General features: G+C 51.0%; 20 protein-coding genes. 18 read left to right on the top strand and 2 right to left on the bottom strand.

Annotated features, from left to right (window positions below; translation table 11 throughout):
* The first annotated feature begins 70 nt into the window (after window positions 1–70).
* The 8 genes from Q6A92_RS07080 (at window position 71) to coaD (ending at window position 5,296) form a co-directional block, all read left to right on the top strand.
* A complete protein-coding gene (locus tag Q6A92_RS07080; RefSeq protein WP_274397549.1) occupies window positions 71–586 on the top strand; it encodes a hypothetical protein in 516 nt (171 codons plus the stop codon).
* Between the two features lie 515 nt (window positions 587–1,101).
* Window positions 1,102–2,163, top strand: a complete 1,062-nt coding sequence (locus Q6A92_RS07075; RefSeq protein WP_332237485.1) for a CAP domain-containing protein — start codon at window positions 1,102–1,104, stop codon at window positions 2,161–2,163.
* Between the two features lie 128 nt (window positions 2,164–2,291).
* Window positions 2,292–2,744 carry a spore coat protein YlbD gene (ylbD, locus tag Q6A92_RS07070; RefSeq protein ID WP_332237484.1) on the top strand — a complete coding sequence of 151 codons (453 nt, stop codon included), beginning with the start codon at window positions 2,292–2,294 and terminating at the stop codon, window positions 2,742–2,744.
* Between the two features lie 5 nt (window positions 2,745–2,749).
* The gene (locus Q6A92_RS07065; RefSeq protein WP_274397545.1) at window positions 2,750–3,037 is read left to right on the top strand and encodes a YlbE-like family protein; all 288 of its coding nucleotides are present in this window, start codon (window positions 2,750–2,752) and stop codon (window positions 3,035–3,037) included.
* A 93-nt stretch (window positions 3,038–3,130) separates the two neighbouring features.
* Window positions 3,131–3,571: a YlbF family regulator gene (locus tag Q6A92_RS07060; RefSeq protein WP_274397544.1), complete on the top strand. Its 441-nt coding sequence runs from the start codon at window positions 3,131–3,133 to the stop codon at window positions 3,569–3,571.
* An 80-nt stretch (window positions 3,572–3,651) separates the two neighbouring features.
* Window positions 3,652–3,927 carry a YlbG family protein gene (locus tag Q6A92_RS07055; RefSeq protein WP_274397543.1) on the top strand — a complete coding sequence of 92 codons (276 nt, stop codon included), beginning with the start codon at window positions 3,652–3,654 and terminating at the stop codon, window positions 3,925–3,927.
* A 306-nt stretch (window positions 3,928–4,233) separates the two neighbouring features.
* A complete protein-coding gene (gene rsmD / locus Q6A92_RS07050) occupies window positions 4,234–4,821 on the top strand; it encodes a 16S rRNA (guanine(966)-N(2))-methyltransferase RsmD (protein ID WP_332237483.1) in 588 nt (195 codons plus the stop codon).
* The gene (coaD, locus tag Q6A92_RS07045; protein ID WP_274397541.1) at window positions 4,814–5,296 is read left to right on the top strand and encodes a pantetheine-phosphate adenylyltransferase; all 483 of its coding nucleotides are present in this window, start codon (window positions 4,814–4,816) and stop codon (window positions 5,294–5,296) included. The genes rsmD and coaD overlap by 8 nt, the downstream gene beginning before the upstream one ends.
* A 269-nt stretch (window positions 5,297–5,565) precedes the next feature.
* Here the strand turns inward: coaD and ylbJ are convergent, their stop codons facing one another.
* Window positions 5,566–6,768: a sporulation integral membrane protein YlbJ gene (gene ylbJ / locus Q6A92_RS07040; protein WP_332237482.1), complete on the bottom strand. Its 1,203-nt coding sequence runs from the start codon at window positions 6,766–6,768 to the stop codon at window positions 5,566–5,568.
* 535 nt (window positions 6,769–7,303) lie between these two features.
* Here ylbJ and Q6A92_RS07035 point away from each other — a divergent pair.
* Window positions 7,304–8,368, top strand: coding sequence for a SepM family pheromone-processing serine protease (locus Q6A92_RS07035; RefSeq protein ID WP_274397539.1), 1,065 nt, complete (start codon window positions 7,304–7,306; stop codon window positions 8,366–8,368).
* 26 nt (window positions 8,369–8,394) lie between these two features.
* Here Q6A92_RS07035 and Q6A92_RS07030 read toward each other — a convergent pair whose 3' ends face one another.
* Complete coding sequence (locus Q6A92_RS07030) at window positions 8,395–9,657, bottom strand: nucleotidyltransferase (protein ID WP_332237481.1); 1,263 nt, start codon at window positions 9,655–9,657, stop codon at window positions 8,395–8,397.
* A 180-nt stretch (window positions 9,658–9,837) separates the two neighbouring features.
* Here Q6A92_RS07030 and Q6A92_RS07025 point away from each other — a divergent pair, with 180 nt between their 5' ends.
* From Q6A92_RS07025 to Q6A92_RS06985, 9 genes are all read left to right on the top strand, one after another.
* Window positions 9,838–10,356 carry a YceD family protein gene (locus Q6A92_RS07025; protein ID WP_332237480.1) on the top strand — a complete coding sequence of 173 codons (519 nt, stop codon included), beginning with the start codon at window positions 9,838–9,840 and terminating at the stop codon, window positions 10,354–10,356.
* A 21-nt stretch (window positions 10,357–10,377) separates the two neighbouring features.
* The gene (gene rpmF / locus Q6A92_RS07020) at window positions 10,378–10,551 is read left to right on the top strand and encodes a 50S ribosomal protein L32 (protein ID WP_274397536.1); all 174 of its coding nucleotides are present in this window, start codon (window positions 10,378–10,380) and stop codon (window positions 10,549–10,551) included.
* A 448-nt stretch (window positions 10,552–10,999) separates the two neighbouring features.
* Complete coding sequence (locus Q6A92_RS07015; RefSeq protein WP_332237479.1) at window positions 11,000–11,575, top strand: hypothetical protein; 576 nt, start codon at window positions 11,000–11,002, stop codon at window positions 11,573–11,575.
* A gap of 262 nt (window positions 11,576–11,837) precedes the next feature.
* The gene (gene mraZ / locus Q6A92_RS07010) at window positions 11,838–12,269 is read left to right on the top strand and encodes a division/cell wall cluster transcriptional repressor MraZ (RefSeq protein ID WP_274397533.1); all 432 of its coding nucleotides are present in this window, start codon (window positions 11,838–11,840) and stop codon (window positions 12,267–12,269) included.
* 45 nt (window positions 12,270–12,314) lie between these two features.
* Window positions 12,315–13,268 carry a 16S rRNA (cytosine(1402)-N(4))-methyltransferase RsmH gene (rsmH, locus tag Q6A92_RS07005; protein ID WP_332237478.1) on the top strand — a complete coding sequence of 318 codons (954 nt, stop codon included), beginning with the start codon at window positions 12,315–12,317 and terminating at the stop codon, window positions 13,266–13,268.
* Complete coding sequence (gene ftsL, locus Q6A92_RS07000) at window positions 13,268–13,627, top strand: cell division protein FtsL (RefSeq protein ID WP_274397529.1); 360 nt, start codon at window positions 13,268–13,270, stop codon at window positions 13,625–13,627. The genes rsmH and ftsL overlap by 1 nt, the downstream gene beginning before the upstream one ends.
* A gap of 14 nt (window positions 13,628–13,641) precedes the next feature.
* Window positions 13,642–15,777, top strand: coding sequence for a penicillin-binding transpeptidase domain-containing protein (locus Q6A92_RS06995; RefSeq protein ID WP_274397528.1), 2,136 nt, complete (start codon window positions 13,642–13,644; stop codon window positions 15,775–15,777).
* 135 nt (window positions 15,778–15,912) lie between these two features.
* A complete protein-coding gene (locus Q6A92_RS06990) occupies window positions 15,913–17,847 on the top strand; it encodes a stage V sporulation protein D (protein WP_274397527.1) in 1,935 nt (644 codons plus the stop codon).
* Between the two features lie 141 nt (window positions 17,848–17,988).
* Window positions 17,989–19,476: a UDP-N-acetylmuramoyl-L-alanyl-D-glutamate--2,6-diaminopimelate ligase gene (locus Q6A92_RS06985; RefSeq protein ID WP_274397526.1), complete on the top strand. Its 1,488-nt coding sequence runs from the start codon at window positions 17,989–17,991 to the stop codon at window positions 19,474–19,476.
* Window positions 19,477–19,485: the final 9 nt, after the last annotated feature.

Below are 19,485 nucleotides of genomic sequence, written 5' to 3'. Positions count from 1 at the left end.
GTCTGGCGGTGGTGTTTAGCGGCAGCGGGTTTTGGCGAAAATGATGCTGGATGACGAAGGAGGAAGCTTGATGAAAAGATCGGCCTTTTTCAGGTATCTTAGTTTTTTTTTCGCTGCTTTTGCCCTGACTGCCGCCTGCACTTTCATTACGCATGCGAGTACTGTTCAGACGGCGGAAGAACCATCGACATCGTCTTCTCAAAACGGGGATCATTTTTCTCCTGTCAATTCCCCGGAACGGTTGCTGGCCAATCGGATTAACGGAGAAAGGAAGAGGGCCGCACTGCCCGCACTCAAAGCTGACTGGGATCTGTTCCGGTTCGCACGTTCGTCTGCCGAAGATCTGGCTGCGGGACGGAGCGAAAAAGTCGATGTGGCGAAGCTGACCCGCCTTTTCGGCCGCGGCGGCGGTCAAGTCGTGGCATTGGTATTCCGCGCGTCCCTTAACGCACACTTTTCTCCGGCAGCAGAGCGTCTGGCCGACCATGAGGAGCGGCTCATCAAGAAAAAGACGTTAAAAAGAATCGGAACCGGCTACGCGACCGGGAAAAAAGGACAGGTTTGGGTGGTTCTTCTGTCCGAATAGATAAAAATGAGTATTCCTCTCCCCTCACGTATTCTGTTGGGCCGCGGCATGAAAGCGCCGTCGATTTTTCCGAAAAACGATCGGTTTGCATGAGCAGCAGTCTATGGCTCTGAATGTTCAAGCGGACGGCAATTTATTCCTCAGAAAAGGGGAATATTCTGCACGGACGTCATAAATGACGACCTGTCGACCGCGGCAGGCCGTTTATCGGCCGCCGCCGGCGCTTGATCGATCTTCAGCCGGTACACCCGGTTATCAACCGCGGCAGTCTATCGACTGTTGCCGAAGTTTATTAATCGCGGAAACACGCTCCGTCTTTCAAAAGATAGATGATTTCAGGAAGAGTCGATCATCCATTGACGGTACAGCGGGACAAAGAGCTGAAGGGATACCCAAATAGATAAAAATCGGAAGGCGTTCATGGAAAAATTCCGTACTGAAACAACTCTTTTCCCTGCCAAACGCAAAAGTTGATATAATGAAAAAAAGTATTTATGTTTCAGAAGGAGGAAATGATGTTCCGGAAAATCAATCTGATCATTTTTTCCATAGCCGTTATTGTTTTTGCCGGATCATTTTTAATGAATTCCGGGAACGATCCCGCATCCGGACGAAACATTCAGATAAACAGTCATCGGACATCGGCCATTGCCTCTGACAGCCGTTCCGGCCCAACCGTTCCGAAGAGCGGAATACAAACATTCATGGGGAAGAGCCAGTCCGATATACTGAAAACGTTAGGAAAACCGGAGCGCATTGACGATACCAAGTACGGTTATCAATGGTTCATTTATGGAACAGGAAGTGAAAGCTACTGCCAGATCGGCATTGATCAGACGACGCACCGTGTGACCACCATCTATGCGCTCGGGAAAAAACTGCCGACAGCGCCGTTTGTGATCGGGGGGCAGTCTAGGACAAGTTATAACAATGTCCCGCTTCAAAATAACATTTCTCTGGCCTACAAGGGAACGGACATTGATTTTAATTTAAGTGAAGCAGACATGACGACCCGTCCGCTGATCAAGTTCGGCGGCATCTGGGTCCAGCTGACTCATGATCATGTGACGAACAGTCTGGCCGGCGTGCGCTACATGTCTGCCGATGTCCTGGTCAGGCAGCATCCGTATTCCATGAGCTATCTTGGCCGTCTGCCTGCGGACCCCGTTCTTTCCGGCCGGGATTGGCAGGCTGTCGATCAGGCGGAAGACCGGGAAATTTTTGATATCAGCAATCTTCTGCGGCTGCGTTTCAAAGAACAGCCGCTGAAATGGAGCGATGCCGCTTACCTGGCGGCTTATCAGCACAGCGAGGAAATGAAGCAGAAAAATTATTTTTCCCATGAGTCAAAGTGGTCGGGAGATCTAAAGACACGTCTTGAAAAGGAAAACATTCTGTTTCAGCTGGCAGGCGAAAATATAGCGGCCGGGTATCCGGATGCCATTGCGGTCACGCTTGGATGGCTGAACAGCATCGATCATCGAAAAAATCTATTGAACGGCGCTTTTACCGAATTGGGTGTCGGATCCTATCAAAATTATTACACACAGGATTTTGTGAAGCCGATGAATCCGTAAATGAAAACGTGCCGCGGGAAAATCCGGAACGGCCGGCCGCCGATATTTTTTGAATTTTGGGCGCACATCTTTTCCGACAGACGATTATGATGATCGTAGAAGGGCTGCAGAAAGGAGTGTGCGGACAAATGGCTGAGCAGAAAACGAATGAAGCAATCAAGCGGTTTAAATTGTTTCTGCGCGCTCATCCGGAAATCGTCAATCATGTCCGAAGCAAAGGGAAAAAATGGAGCGATGTTTTCGATGATTGGGTGATTTTCGGCGAATCGCATGGAATCTGGAAAACATACGGCGTAGATATCGAGAAGAAAAAAAAGGAAACGAAGCCTGCATTTAACTGGAATAAAGTACTGAATGCCGTTGATAAAATAGATACCAAACAGTGGCAGGAAAGGCTGGATACAATAAGCGGGGCGCTGACGGGCATTCAGACGTTTATCGGACAGTTTACGCAGGACGGCGGACAGAGCGGCCGCGCGGGGCAGGACGGCGGACAAAATGTTTCCGGAAGCACTTCGCCTTCCCGGCCTTCCGGCGGGACAGGCGGAGAGCAAAGACCATTTTTCTTTCGAAGGGATTGAGGCAATTGAGGCGCGAAGTACAACGCTACCTGGACGAGAGGCCCGAGGAGAGACTGTTCGTGCGCCTGCATCCTGAATGGTACCGCAAGCTCAGCCGGTCCCCTCAGGATCTGGCCGGGCTGAAGCGGGAGGCCGATTTTTTTTTCGGACGAACATTCGGCCAGAGGCTCGACAGACTGAACAGCCAGGCAAATATGCTTTTGCTGATGATGAGCGTCGCCCAGGCGATGGGCGCGGAAAATGAGAAAAAGGCCGGGCCGGGCGGAGGAAGTGAAGCGGCTGATCCGGCATGAGCTTTCCGCGGCACGGGTACTAACAGGATATAAGCCTGAATGGAAGTTTCCCTCCATTTGTTGTATATTTTAATTAAGCCGGAGGTGACAGAAATGATTGCGACGATAGAGAATACGTCTCTCCTCGACGAGACGGACGGTCTGGCTCAAATGTTTGTTCATTCGGAGCCATATGCCCATTACGCCGATTCAAGGGCGAAAATGGAGCAGGACGAGACGGCGCAGGCGCTGATCCGGCATTTTATCCGGATCAGGGAAAAATATGATGAGGTTCAGCGATTCGGGCGCTACCATCCGGACTATAAAACAGTGATCCGGCAGATGATGGAAGCGAAACGTGCCGTCGACCTGAACCCGCTCGTCTCCGAATACCGGAGAGCAGAGAAAAAGATGGAAGATTTGCTTGGACAGGTCAGTTTGCTGCTTGCCCGTGCTGTTTCAGATTCCATCAAAGTCCCGACAGGCGATCCGTTCTTTGATCGGTCCTGCGGGACGGGATGCGGTTCCGGCGGCAAATGCGGGTGCCGTATTTGAAGGCCGGGCGGGCTGTGAACCCGAAATGAAAACAGACAAAGAAAAATAGATAAGCTGATTCAACAGGGGTGGTTGCGGCAATGCCTTTTCAGAAAAGAGACGGACTCGTTATCTGGCTTCATAATCTAAAATATTTGCGCGTTCTGAGACGCTACGGTTATGTCCACTATGTATCGAAAAAGATGAAATATGCGATCTTGTATTGCAATAGCGAAACGGCCGATTCTGTTATCAGCCAGCTGTCCAGAATGAAATTTGTTAAGAGTATCGAACATTCACAACTGCAGGAATTGCGGACGACTTATGAAAACGGAAAAACAAAAAGAGAAGAAAGAGATCAGATTTACAATTGCTAAAAAATGCAGTGAACGGCAGCGGCAGAAGGGCCGTACTTCCCGGCCGGAGAATCCGGTACAGGCAATTCGGGAGAAAAGCCGCTTGAACAAAAAGAAACCCGCAGAAATCTGCGGGCTGTCTTAACGCATCGATTGATGCAAGACAATGGGAGAGGAGAAACCGGCGGAAAACTTATGGGGAAACGTAAGCATCCGCGGTTGGGTCAACATCTTAAAGGATGCTGCCAGCTCCTATTATTCACTCGTCCCATGGATTCTATACATCGTAAGCAGCGATTTTTCGGGACAGGCACGGGAGGAAAATCAGTGAGAGTCATTGCCGGAGAAAACAAAGGGAGGACGCTCAAGCCGGTTGGCGGCCGTCTTACCCGTCCGACTACGGACAAAGTTAAGGAAACTATTTTTAACATGATCGGACCTTTTTTTACGGGCGGAAGAGCCCTTGATCTTTACGGCGGCAGCGGCGCTCTCGGACTCGAGGCTTTAAGCCGGGGGGCGGACGTTGCCGTTTTTGTCGACAAAGCCGGTCCCGCCTGCCGTGTTATTCATGAAAATATTAAAAATTGCCGCTATGATAACCGTTCGGCCGTTTTACAGCTTGATGCCGCCAGGGCGCTTGAGCGGCTGGCGGGTGAGGGAAAGCGCTTTGATTATGTTTTTCTCGACCCTCCCTATGCGAAACAGCACCTCTCAAAGGATATTGCCAGGATGCTTGAAACAGATCTGCTGTCCCGCGGAGCCGTTATTGTCGTTGAGCATGAAAACACGGTATTGCTTCCCGAACGTTTCGAACCGAATCTGATTCGCTGGAAATATCGGACGTATCAGGGAAAAACAGCCGTTTCGATTTATATTTTTCAGCCTGAAGACCGGGGAAGTGAATCCGTTGAGTGAAAGAGTTGCCGTTTATCCCGGCAGTTTTGACCCGATCACATTCGGCCATCTGGATATTATCCACCGCGGTATGACCGTTTTCGATAAAATTATCGTTGCCATCCTGAACAATCCGCGGAAGAATCCGCTGTTTACGGTAGATGAGCGTGCCGACCTGCTGAGACAGGCAACGGCCGGCCTTCCCGGCGTCACGGTGGATTCGTTTGACGGCCTGCTGATGGACTATGTTCGGGAGAAGAATGTCCACATCGTTCTTCGCGGCCTGCGGGCAATTTCCGATTTCGAATACGAGCTGCAAATCGCTTCAATTAATAAAAGCCTGTGCCCGGACATTGAGACGTGTTTTATGATGACAAGCAACAAATATTCTTTTCTGAGTTCCAGTATGGTTAAAGAAGTCGCGAAGTACGGCGGACCTGTGCATGAATTGGTTCCCCATGCTGTCGAAAAAGCATTGAAAAAAAAGTTTGTATAAGAAATAAGAGTCCTGCGAAAGGGAGAAAAAGGCTGAAGCGGAGCCGGGCGCTGCGCCTTGCCTTCCTGCCGCCGGCATCTATCGGAATGCTGTCGGGCGGGAACGGCCGCTGCGCCTACGCTTTCATTTCCACAGGAACGGGATGTCTTCATACTGCGTGCAGCACGTGTTTCCGCGGTGCGGACGGGAGTGACGCGCCTGTTCGGAGTCCTGCTTCGGAGCCATCCCTCCCCAGTGGAAGAGCTTTTTTCGGGACCTCTCTGCAGCGGCTATTTCTGGTGCGGCGATCCGATCGTCCTTTTCAGAAGGATCATGATAAAGATCAGCAGCACGCTCACGGTGACCCAGGGGCCGAGGGCAGAAGCACTGCCTGAAAGAACATCGGATCGCGGACTGAAGGCCAGTGCCGTTTCGTTTTTCAGTTTTTCGTCTATATGAAGAAATCCGTACAGAAAGAGGGCGGCAGCGCCGGAAAAGAAGGCGTGGAAGAGCCGTCCGATGAGAAAGGGTTTGGCGCTGAGTCCGGCCTGCGAAAGGATACTGACGGCCTGGGCCTGTATGGAAAAACCGCAGAAACCGAGCAGCGCACTTGCCAGCACGACCCGTTCGATCAGCGGAGCCGGCCACCCCCCTATCTGGCGGACGCCGATGGTCAGTTCGAAAATACCGGGAACGGCGGCAGTGCCGAGATCCGGTTTGAATCCGGCAATGCCGAGAAGAAAACCGAATGTTTTCGCAAGCAGTGCCGAAACGCCGATCTGGATCATCAGCTGATTGATCATGGAAAAAAGAGCAATAAATCCGCCGATCGTAAGCAGGATGCCGACTGAAGAAGTAACGGCGTCGCCGAGTGCTTTTCCGAATGGCTGATATCGTTTCAGCCGCTCCTGGTGCATACTGCGCAGCGCTTTTGAAAACACTGAATGGTGAAGGCGCTCGTCGGCCGCTTTGTCTTTTCCGGGTTTGTAGCAGCGCATGATCAGCCCGACGCCGATGTTTCCGATGTAGTGAGCCAGTGCAAAGACAAAGCCGAGTACGGCCTGATGAAAAAATCCGATGGCGGTGACGCTGAATAGAAAGAGCGGATTGCTGAAGTTTGTGAAGCTGGACAGCCGCTCCGCCTCGATTTTGGTCAGTTTCTTCTCTTCGTACAGCCGCGCGGTCATCCGTGCGCCGGCCGGGAAACCGGAGACGAGCCCCATCATAAAGACGAATCCTCCGATTCCGGGCACTTTAAAGATCGGCCGCATGATCGGTTCCATCAGGACGCCGGCAAAGGTGACAACGCCGAATCCGATCATGAGTTCGGAGAGAACGAAGAAGGGGAACAGCGCCGGGAATACTTTGTCCCACCATAACTGCAGTCCCTGGAGCGAGGCGTTGACCGCTACGGTCGGATATTTAACCATCAGAAAAGCCAGCCCCGCAGAACCCGCCGCGAGGAAATAGGTAACGCTCCTTGAACGGTTCATTGTCTCCCCTCCTTTTTTTGTTTGTATACGAGTTTGTTCGAAAAGGAGGACAAAGGGGGCCGAGGTCAGGCAAAGCGCCATGTCCTGCGGCATGCCTGACTACTGGCCCGGTCCCGGGCGTCGAAGGTCGGGAAAGCGCAGCTTCAGGCTGCCTGCGCGTGCTTTCACAGGATGTGATAGCTTCAACGTTTTGTACAGGACGTACGCGTTCTTAGTCGAAGTTTCCCTGTTAAATACGTGAGGAGCGGAGAAGCAAGCTGACGCGGAACTTCCACAGGATGTGGTGACTTCTGCGGTGCACAGGACGTGTGCGTTATTAACAGAAGCTCCTTTTTACTTTTTTCCCGGACTTTTCGAACACCCATTTATATGGGAAACAGCAACCTGTCCATTCATCACTATACTGAAAAGCGGGCACAGTTAGACCATCTAGTTGATTGAATAAATAAACCAATGATTCCGTTCATATGGATGATACGGAAACGGTGCCGGTCTTCATGGACCTGTTTTTCCGGAGCGTTGCCGTCCATTTTAAATGAAAGCAATCATTCACGAAACGGGGATGGCGAATATTTCACAGCGCAAAAAAAGAATTTTACGTTGGACAATCCTGATAGTCGTTCTGGTTTTACTTGCGCTGAATTTTGTCAGGCTCCCATATTACGTTCAGAGCCCGGGTAACGCCCAATCGATGGCGAAGACGGTGAAGGTAGCCGGCGGACATCGGGTAAACGGGGAATACAGGCTCGTGTACATATACCTCGGCCAGGCGAATATTTACCAGTACTTATGGACGAAATACGGCGGAAACAAGTACGTCACACTTGTTAGTGAAAATCAGGTAAAAATTCCGAACGAGAGCGATGCCGCTTATAATCTTCGCCAGGAAAACTATATGACATCCGCGCAGCAGAGCGCGACTTATATGGCTTATAAGGCGGCGGGGAAAAAACCGAAGCTGATCAGGGAAGGAATTTTGATTCTGGACGTTATGCCGGGGATGCCCGCCGCAAAAGTACTGAAGCCGGGCGATCTGATCATCGGTATGGAAGGCAGAAAGATTTCTTCAACCGGCGATCTGGAGGCCCTCCTTAAAAAGAAAAAATTGGGTGACCGATTTAAGCTGACGATTTCCAGAAATAAGCAAACAAAACAGGTTGCGGTGCAGATTGCAAAATTTCCTAAAGATCTGATCGGCAGCGGAAAAAGCAGCGGGATAGGAATCGTTCAGAGCGATCAGATAAAGGTAAGCGTCGATCCGCCGGTTCAATTTACGATCCAAAATATCGGGGGCCCTTCCGCCGGACTGATGATGACTCTTGAAATTTACGATCAGCTGACGCGTGCAGATCTGGCCAGGGGACGGGATATTGCCGGAACGGGAACCATTGAAATGAGCGGCGCTGTCGGACCGATCGGCGGGATCGAGGATAAGGTGGTCGGCGCTGCCAAATCCGGTGCCGGCGTTTTCTTTGCTCCGACTGCGGATCATGAATTTGAAACGGCAAAACGAACGGCGAAAGAAATCGGATCGCAGATGAAAATCGTTCCCGTAAAAACCTTTGCGGATGCCGTGAACTATCTGCAGCGCACAAAATGATTGGAAACGGGCTGTGGTTCCGCGCGTCAGCCGCCGGCGCCGATGAAGCGCCCGTTTTTTTCGTCATAGCGGATGGGCGCATGGCTTGTTTCCGAAGAATAGGAAAGCGGCGGCTGTCCGTTACCGGAAAGGAAGTCGTAGAGCTTTGCCGCTCTGATATCGAGATCGAGAAGAGGATCGCGGTGCTTTCTGATTTTGGCAATCAGCGGCACTTGAAGGTCCTTGCGGATCGCTGCGAGATAGTTCTGCCCTTTTCGGCTCATGCCGAGCAGGCGCAGATACGGAGCTTCTCCGGCGGCTGCCGGCTGCCGGGCTTCGCTCTTGAGGGTATTGGTCAGGACGTGAACCGAGAGGCGCTGCAGCCTTGCCCAGGTGTAGCGTTTTGTTTTCACGGCCGCGATAAAGCCGTTAAAGCTGTCTGCGCTGCCGATGCGGGACAGCAGCCGATGTTCGATGCCTTCTTCCATTTCGTAAATGAGGGAAAGCTGCTCTGCGGTCGATGACAGCAATTTGTATTTAAGGAATGGGAAAAAGGTTTCCCATTCCGTCAATCCGCCGAATCTGTTTCTCCTCTCCAGAGAAGAATAGACATAGGGCGGAAGTTTATTTTGAAGATTGGCGGGGGATCGGCCGCCGAGAAGATAGCTTCGGATGCTTCTCGCGCTGGCGATCGGGGCATCGTTTGCAAACGTTCTGTCGCTGTGTCCGCTTTCCTGCCGGCGAATGGTCAGCGGGATCATGCTGCTTTTTCGATCGTGAATTGCTTCAATGTAATGGAATCCGAGGCTGTTGTTCGGCTGTGTCAGGTCGACAAATTCTCCTGCCGCCGCCGATGAGAGCAGCCGATAGGCGGCAGCGTGGGCATTCGGATAGCTTATGCCTTCGTGGAGCGCCTCTTTGAGCGTTTGATCGTAACGGGCTTTGTTGTTTTCAATCAAGGAAAGGGTCTGAAAAAAAGGCTCGATCCGGCCGATTTCGCTTCCGAAGGCCAGATGAGTCGCGCCCAGCCGATCCAGTATGGAAACGGCACCGCGAGCAAAGACATCGGCCTTCCCGACTGCAAAAACATAAGGGAGCTCAATGACCAGATCGATGCCGGCCTGAAGGGCCATACGGGTCCGCTCCCATTTAGAGACGAGCGCCGGTTCCCCGCGCTGCAGAAAGTCTCCGCTCATCACCGACAGGATAAGATCGGGGCGGAGCGTCTGCCGAAGCGTATTCAGCTGATAGAGATGTCCGTTGTGAAACGGATTGTATTCGGCAATGATTCCGGCGATGTGCATATGCATCTTCCTTTCCGCCGCTTTTAGTTGAACGGCCGGCAAAAATCATTTTACCATATTTTTTCCCCGACAAGAAATTGGCGCCGGCAGAGAGGCTGTGATAATCTAAATTCAGGCGGAATGCGTGGATTGACATTCCGCAGGGCGGAGATTATAATTACATTTGTTGTCTAGAGGTGGTTCAGTATGTCTTTATCATGGTCAGTACCCGATTTGCTTCAGCACAAGCAAGAGGGATTGAGTTTTCACGAAGAAGTTGTATTGCCTCTGGAATTGTTTCGCGCAGATCCTGAAATACGGAGAATGTCGCCTATTGACGTAAAGGGCGTTGTTGAATTTTCAAGACGGTCACTCACTTTTCACCTGCAGATCAGGGGCAAGATGGTGTTGCCGTGTGCTGTGACTCTGGAAGATGTCGATTACCCCTTTAAAATCAATTCGTCTGAGACGTTTTTGCTTGCCGGAGCCGCAGAAGATCCGGCGGTAAAAGGCGAATTTGTTCACAGTATTGAAGAAGAGCGTATCGACCTCGTGCCTTATTTGGTGGAAGCGATTATGGTTGAAAAACCGATGCGTGTCGTCAGTGAAAAAGCGAAAGCCGATCTGCATATAACGGGAGAAGGCTGGACGTTTGTTAAGGGCGGCCAATCGAAACGGCAAATAGATCCGAGGTTTGAAAAACTGAAGAAGTTTTTTGATGAATAATTGTTTGAGGGGGTGTGAACCGTGGCAGTACCTAAAAGAAGAACATCTACGACTCGCAAAAATAAACGCCGCACGCATTTTAAGCTGGCCGTTCCGGGCATGGTAAAATGCGACAATTGCGGAGAATATAAGCTGGCTCATCGTGTATGCCCGAATTGTGGCTCATACAGGGGCGAAGAAGTCGTTGAAAAATAATAGGCCATTCGAATGAAGAGCGTCGGCTCTTCATTTTTTTTTACAATGTTTTTTTTCGGGGCCAATGAGCGGGGAAAGGAAAGTCCGTCTGCTCTCTCTTTACCGGGGCCGTCCGGAGGCGTGCGGCGCATGTTTCACCGCAGAAAAAGCTATTAATATTGCTTGAACATTGCCTGCCCCATCAATTGCTTGCCCGGGCGATGGGGCGGTCTTTTTTGAGCATCGCCGGGCCCCCATATTTCGAATCTTAACTGCATCGGCGGTCGCCCCTTTTGTGACAGCCTCGTTTTTTTTAAAACTTTTCTTCTCAACCGTTCAATCTTCCATTTCAGGGGCTGAAAACTTAGAGAAAAATCCGGCCTTCTCTTCTACCGATCCTATCATCCGCATATTGATGGAAAAGGAGCAATTCTCATGCTTCCGATCTGAGAGAAAAGAGGGGAAATCAATGCCGTCCATTCGACAGGATGCTTGGTCGCACACTGAAGATGTGAGACTTGCGGAAACCATTCTTCGGCATATCGGTGAAGGAAGTACACAACTGGCTGCATTCAAGGAGGCGGGCAGCCTTCTCTCGCGAACCCCCGCAGCCTGCGGGTTTCGCTGGAATTCAGCCGTGCGCAGACAATTCGAGAAAGAAATGAAAGAAGCAAAAGAGAGACGCCGTGCCTATAAAAAAAGAAAGAAGGCGGCGAAAATCCCGGAGCAGGCGGAAATTGTTTCAGAGTCCGCGTCCCCCGAACCGGCTGTTGCCGAACCTTTCATTGATCAGACGATCCGCTTTCTGAACCGGCTGAAAACGGATTCGGGCGCGAGCCTTCCGCACGATGTGAAAATTCAGCTGGAACGGCTCAAAAGCGAAAACAGAGTGCTCGATGAGGCATACAGAAGACTTGAAAAGGAATATTCCGGACTGAAGAAAAACTATGAATCACTCCTGAATGTTCTGGAAATTGTTGATCAGGCAAGAGCGAAGATGCCGAGGGGCGAAGAAAGAGCAGAAATAAAAGATCAAGCCCGTTGAAACGGACCGCACGAAACAGGCGCACCCGCAAGACTCCGAAAAGATGAAATGCAGCAGACGAAAGTCTCAGCCATTTGATCTTTTTTTGTGTGCAGCGGAGTTCTAGGAGGAATCTGCTTGCCCGGATCAGGCACCGTCCGGTATATTCGATCATTTTCAGTTTCCCGGGGAGGAAATCCTTAAAATCAAAACGAATAATTAAAATAGAGTGGTGCAAAGTGGGGGATTGTGGTACAGTAAGACAAAGAGGAGGCGGATCCCGATGTTTATGGGATCGTTCAATCACAGCATAGACATCAAAGGACGCCTTATTATTCCCTCGAAGTTTCGTGAGGAGCTGGGGGAAACATTTGTGATGACACGCGGTCTCGACCAGTGCCTTTTTGTTTATCCGATGGAGGAATGGCATCGAATTGAAGAAAAACTGAAAGCTCTTCCGTTCACCAAGAAAGACGCACGGGCATTCACACGCTTTTTTTTCTCGGGAGCGTGCGAATGCGCATTGGACAGGCAGGGCCGCGCCTCGATCGGCAGTGTGCTTCGCGATTATGCCAAACTGGAAAAAGACTGCGTGATCATCGGGGTATCGAGCCGGTTGGAAATTTGGGATGAAAGTACCTGGAAACATTATTATGAACAGTCGGAAGAATCTTTCAGCGATATTTCGGAAAGCCTGCTTGATTTGGATCTGTAATTTTGAAAAAGGATCGGTTTATCTGTCGGACAGGAGCCGGGTAGTATGTTTGAACATATCACAGTATTAAAACATGAAGCAGTTGACGGACTGGCTGTTAAACCGGACGGGGTGTACCTGGACTGTACACTGGGCGGCGGCGGCCACAGTGAAGAAATCGTCAAAAGATTGCGGAACGGCCGCCTTTATGCATTCGATCAGGACCAGGAGGCTCTGGATGCCGCGGAACAGCGCCTGAAAGACTACCGTTCCCAAATAACGTTTATTAAATCTAATTTTCGAAAGATGAAGAGTGAACTGGCGGAAAGAGACGTCCGGCACGTCGACGGAATTCTTTTCGATCTCGGCGTCTCCTCTCCTCAGTTCGATCATGCCGAAAGGGGATTCAGCTATCAGCATGACGGGCCTTTGGATATGCGGATGGACAGGGATCAGGATCTGAGTGCCGAGACGGTCGTCAATGACTGGCCTTATGAAAAACTGACTCACATTTTTTTCATGTACGGTGAGGAACGTTTCTCCCGGCAGATCGCGAAAATGATTGAGAAGCGCCGTGCAGAAAGCCGGATTAAAACGACCGGAGAACTGGCCAAAATTGTGAAAGAAGCCATACCTGCTCCTGCGAGACGGACGGGCGGCCATCCCGCGAAACGCGTTTTCCAGGCACTGCGCATCGCTGTCAACGATGAACTCGGCAGTCTTGAAGAGGCTCTTTATCAGTCGCTGGAACTGATAAATATAGGCGGAAGAATTTCCGTCATCACGTTTCAGTCGCTCGAAGACAGACTTTGCAAACAATTTTTTAAAAAATACAGTGAACCGCCTGAGTTGCCGCCGGGTCTTCCGGTGCTTCCGCTGAACGCTCTTCCTGTTTTGAAAAGAATCGGCAGGAAGCCGGTCCTTCCATCGGAGGAAGAACTGAAAGAAAATCACCGTGCACATTCGGCAAAATTAAGAGTGGCAGAAAAAATAAGAGCGATTAAGGAGGAGACCGTGTGATGAGTCAGACGCAACACGCACCTTTATTAGGACAGGGACAGGCTGAGACAAAAAGACGGGCCGCTGCCGAGCCGGTCACTGTGACCCGCCACATCAGCAAAGGGGAAAAATGGCTTTGGGCATCGGCCGGCGTTGTCGTCTTCTTTCTTGCTCTGATGATGGTCATTAATCAGACCCGAATTTTCATGGCCTCGAAAGATACCGCCATTCTGCAATCCAGGCTGGACAGTCAGTCGAAAACCACACAGCAGCTGCAGGCCGACGCGGACAGCCTGAGTTCTCCGGAACGCATCGTCAGCTTCGCAGAGAAACAACTGGGCCTGAAACTGGATATAAAAAATATCAAAGTGCTTCCATAAGGTGGTTCAGTCGGATGATTCAGAGAAAAAGAAAATCAATGAGTTTTTGGGCAGCAGCAGTCGGCGGGATTTTTATGCTGGCTTTTTTTATCCTTATCGGCCGTTTTGTATTTATTGCCCAGGGGAAAGAAATCGACGGCCATAATTTGATCCAGGTCGGAAAAAATCAATGGTCGGATTACGAAGTTGTTAATGAAAAGCGGGGAACCATTTATTCAGGCGACGGCCGGGTCCTTGCCGAAGATGTCCCCGCCTACACACTTTATGCCGTAGTCAGCTCCAAAGCCGATTCATATGTCAAAGATAAGGTGAAAACAGCAAGCGAGCTCGCCCCGATTCTGAACATGAAGGAATCGGCTGTGCTGGCTATTTTAAATAAGAAGGCTTATCAGGTCGAGTTTGGATCGAACGGGAAAATGCTGAGCGAGGCCAAAAAAAGTCAGATCGATCGTCTCAAACTTCCGGGAATCGGTTTCACGACCGAATCGGAACGTTTTTATCCCGAACAGTCCGGTGCCGCCTACACGATCGGATTCACACGGCCGAGCGCCGACGGCAGCCAGCAGACCGGTGTGCTGGGCATTGAGCAGTCACTGAATCGCTATTTAACAGAAAAGGACGGAATGGTCCGTTATTACCGAAGCCTGGGCGGCGTTCCGATTCCGGATGAGAGCCGGCAGATCACCCAGGCATCGCCCGGCAACGATGTCCATCTGACTTTAAATACTCAGATACAGACTGTGCTCGATCAGGCAATGACCGGCGTTTATAATACGTATAAGCCGTCAAGCATGATCGGCATCGTAGCCGATCCGAAAACGGGGAAAATTCTTGCCCTTTCCACTCTCCCCGATTTTAATCCCAATCTGCACAATATTACACAATTTAACAATATTGCCATTTCATCGCCCTATGAACCGGGATCGGTCATGAAAATTTTTACTGTTGCGTCGGCGATTGATTCCGGCTCATTCCACGGCACGGCGACGTACAAGTCGGGAAGCTATACGACCGCAGGCGGAACGATACACGACTGGAATTATTCCGGCTGGGGAATGATAGACTTCGATCAGGCGTTTGAACTGTCATCCAATGTCGGCATGTCCGTTCTGACCGATCAATATCTGGGGCCGGACAAGCTCGGCGCTTATTTAAAAAAATTCGGATTCATGCAGAAAACGGGTATAGATCTTCCCGGCGAAAGTTCCAGTCTCGTCAATTGGGGATCGAAAATTGATAAATTGGAAACGTCGTTCGGCCAGTCATCCGCGTTCACAGCGATGCAGATTGTCCAGGCGGCGACGGCGATCGCCGACAACGGAACGATGATGCGGCCGTACGTGGTCGATAAAATTGTCAATCCGGATACGCACAAAACGGTTCTGGCAAACCATCCGACGGTAGCCGGCCGCCCGATATCGGCACAGGCGGCGGAACAGACACGGGCGCTGATGCGCCAGGTCGTCAGCAATAAGAATGTCGTTAACGGATACGGAGCGACCGGAACACTTTACGATCTGCCGGGCTATGATGTGATTGGAAAGACCGGCACCGCGCAGATTGCGGAAAACGGCCAGTATTTGACCGGGAAAAACAATTATGTTTATTCTTTTCTCGGCATGGCGCCGCAAAACGACCCGAAAGTCATCGTCTACGTTGCCGTCAAACAGCCGCACCTGAAGCCGACCGATACCGGAGAAGAACCTGTGGTGAACGTCGTAAAACCGGTCATGAGCAGTACGCTTGAGTATATGCAGGTTCAGAAAAAAACGACCGCAACCGTCAATCAGCAAAACAATAGCTCCTCCATTCTTAATCAATTTATCGGGAGTCCGATCGACCAGGCCGTCCAGTCATTGAAGGCCAAAGGGTTCGATCCGGTCGCTGTCGGTACGGGTCAGGTTGTCGGCCAGATGCCCTATCCGGGAGAACAGCTCATTAAAGGCAGCAAAGTGATTCTCTTAGGGAGCGGGACAGGGAAGATGCCGGATCTGACCGGATGGTCTCTTGCAGACAGCATGAAACTGGCGAACGCCGCCGGTATGAAACTGACTGCTAAGGGAGACGGATTTGTCGCTTCTCAGAAACCGGCTCCCGGTTCGATTATCAAGGCAGGCGATACACTGGCTGTTGAGTTAAAACCTCAATAAAATCAATTCCGGCAACAGCGCTAAACAGCTGCCGCCGGCCTTCACGGGCGAACGTCCGTGAAGCAGGAAGAGCCCGTTCTATTTTTCCGGTCCTGCACATATGGGTAGGACAAGGAGAGATGGGAGGGGCTCGTTTTGCGTTTATCGAATGCGAAGGTAAGAAAACGGCTGCTGCTGATACTGATACTGGGTCTTGTCGTGTTTGCGGTCTTTATCGGGCGTCTCGCTTATGTGCAGATTTTCCAGAACGGCTGGCTGACAGGAAAAGCACTGGATTCGTGGAGCCGCGAGATTCCTTACGAAGCGGAGCGCGGAGAAATTCTCGACAGTCAGGGCAAAGTACTGGCAGCCAATGTGAGCAGCCCTTCTGTTCTGGTCGTGCCGAAGCAAGTGCGCAACCCGTCGCTGACCGCCGAGAAACTGGCAAGCGCCCTGGGCATGTCCAAACAGACAGCTTTAGCGGACATTACAAAAAAGCAGTCGATTGTCCGTATTACACCCGAAGGCAGGAAAATAACGAATGACAAAGCAACGGCGCTTAAAGTACTGGGGCTTCCGGGCGTCTTCATCGCCGAAGACTTCAAGCGGAACTATCCGAACGGCAACTATCTGGCCCATGTGCTCGGATTTACCGGAATTGACAATCAAGGGCTTACCGGGCTGGAGTCCTATTATAACGATGGATTGAAGGGACAGAACGGACATGTCTCTTTCTACTCGGATGCTCAGGGGAACCGGATGTCGAGCCTGAAAGATCAATACATTCCCCCGAAAAGCGGGTCCAATCTGATGCTGACGATTGATTCGCGCGTTCAGTCGATTATTGAACGTGAACTAAATAACGCGATGGCCACGTATCACCCCGACAGTGCGCTCGCCATTGCGATGGATCCGAATAACGGCGATATCCTTGGCATGTCGTCGAAACCGGATTTTAATCCGGCAAACTATAAAAACGTTTCTGCTTCGGTGTATAATCACAATCTGCCGATCTGGAAAACCTATGAACCCGGATCGACTTTCAAGGTCATTACACTGGCTGCGGCTTTGCAGGAAAACGTCGTCGATCTGAATAAAGATCGCTTTTACGACTCCGGAGCAATCAGCGTCGGCGGCACGCAGCTGCATTGCTGGAAGAAGGGCGGGCACGGATCGGAAACTTTCCTGCAGGTCGTGCAAAATTCATGCAACCCGGGCTTCGTCGCTCTCGGGCAAAGGCTGGGTAAAGACCGGCTGTTTTCCTATATAAATAAATTCGGATTCGGCGAAAAGACGGGCATTGATTTACCGGGCGAGGGGAAGGGCATCCTTTTTAATAAAAATAAAGTCGGTCCCCTGGAACTGGCGACAACGGCATTCGGCCAGGGCGTCTCGGTTACGCCGATTCAGCAGATCGCGGCGGTTTCCGCGGCCATTAACGGCGGATACCTTTACGAACCGCATCTGGCCAAAGCGTGGCTTGATCCGAAAACGGGACAAATGATCGATCGGATCCAGCCTGTCATGAAGAGACAGGTTATCTCTTCGGCAACGTCGAAAAAGGTCCGGGACACCCTGGAAAGCGTCGTGGCGCAGGGAACCGGGCGCAACGCTTATGTGGAAGGCTATCGCGTCGGCGGAAAAACGGGAACGGCTCAGAAAGTCAATCCGAACGGCGGAGGCTACATGGCCAATAATTATATCGTTTCATTCATGGGATTCGCTCCGGCAAATGATCCTCAGATCGTCGTCTATGTGGCGATCGACAATCCGAAAGGAACGATTCAATTCGGCGGAACCGTCTCGGCGCCGATTGCCGGAAAGATCATCGGCGACAGCCTGAGCGCGCTCGGCATTAAAAAAACGGGCGGCGGCATAGAGAAACAGGTCAAATGGCCGGATCAGCCGTTGATTAAGGTACCCAATTTTGTCGGCATGAGAAAGGAGGAACTGATGAATTCGGTGACCGGTCTGAGGCTGGAAGAATTAGGAAAGGGCGATGTCGTGACGCTGCAGTCGCCGAAACCGGGCACTAAGGTCAAACAAGGTTCAACAATAATGATATACTTAGGTGACAAAAAGAAACCGTGAGATTACAATAAGCAATGGACAGAGAGCCGGGCGCGCCTCGTGCCGGGCTCTCTGATATACATAGGGGAAAATCCGCGCCGGGCGCGGATCGGTCCTGTATGTCGTCCAATTTATCCAAGTATAGTTAAGGACGTGTTTTCGATGAAATTGGCAGATTGCCTAGAAGCGCTGACTGACTTCAGGCAAGATGGAGAAGGAAATCCGGACATAACCGGAGTGACTGTTGACTCCCGGAAAATAAAGCCGGGTTGTTTGTTTTTTTGTATCAGGGGCCATCAGGCAGACGGTCACCGCTTTGCCGAACAGGCTGAGAAAAGGGGAGCGGCGGCAATTGTTGCCGAGGAGACAATCGCCTCAGATGTTCCCGTTATTTATGTTAACGATACGCATCGTGCTTTGGCGATGATCGCTGATCACTACTACGGCCATCCAAGCCACAGCCTTCATTTAATCGGCGTTACGGGAACAAACGGGAAAACGACGATTACTTATCTGATTCAGGCCATTCAGGAAGCGGAAGGGATCAGAACCGGACTGATCGGGACAATGGGGATGCGCTATAAAGATCATTTTGTTCCTGTCGACAATACAACACCCGAGACTCACCTCATTCATGAAAATCTCGCATTGATGAAAAAAGAAGGGGCGGATTCCGTCGTTATGGAAACTTCATCAAATGCGCTCTATGACGGCAGGGTCCGAGGCTGCGATTTTAATATCGCTATCTTTACCAATCTGACCGAGGATCATCTCGATCTTCACGGGTCGATGAAAGATTATATGTATGCCAAAAGCCTGCTCTTCTCACAGCTCGGCAATCGCTACGGGAATCCAAGGGAGCTGAAGGCCGCCGTGCTCAACGCCGATGACAGGGCATCCGAAGTCTATAAGCATATGACGGCGGCTCATGTAATGACTTATGCCATCGATCACGAGGCCGATTTTCGGGCCTCTTCGATACAGATTAAACCATCGGGAACGTCGTTTACTCTTTCGGCTAAGGGTGAAAATTATCCGGTGGCGATGCGGTTAATCGGAAAGTTCAGCGTTTATAATGTACTCGCCGCGTTTGCCGCCTGTTCGCTGAAGGGGCTGGACATCGCGGGGATGATTCGAACCGTGGAACAGATCAAAGGAGTACCAGGCCGCTTTGAAACCGTCAACGCCGGCCAGAATTTTACCGTCATTGTCGACTATTCCCACACACCGGATAGTTTGCAAAATGCCCTGTCGACGATTAAGGAATTCGCTGAAAAGCGCGTGATCACCGTTGTCGGATGCGGCGGAGACAGGGAACGGGGCAAGCGTCCGATCATGGCGAAAATTGCCGTGGACAACAGCAATCTTGCCGTTCTCACTTCGGATAACCCGCGCACGGAGGATCCGGCAGCGATTATTCGTGAAATGGAGGCGGGCGTCACCGGGCGGCCCTATAAAAAAATGACGGACCGCCGTGAAGCGATCAGATTTGCGGTGCGCCAGGCTGCGGAAGGTGATATCATATTAATTGCCGGAAAAGGGCATGAGACGTATCAGATCATCGGGACAGTCAAACATCACTTTGACGACCGGGAGACAGCGAAAGAAGCGATCATTGATCGGATGAACGAGACTCCATCTGCCGAATGATCCGTTGCC

Origin of the sequence: Sporolactobacillus sp. KGMB 08714 (genome assembly GCF_036598985.1) — a bacterium.
Taxonomy (GTDB): Bacteria; Bacillota; Bacilli; order Bacillales; family Sporolactobacillaceae; genus Sporolactobacillus.
The sequence above is the reverse complement of the archived record's forward strand: the minus strand, read 5'-3'. Positions and strand labels throughout refer to the sequence as shown.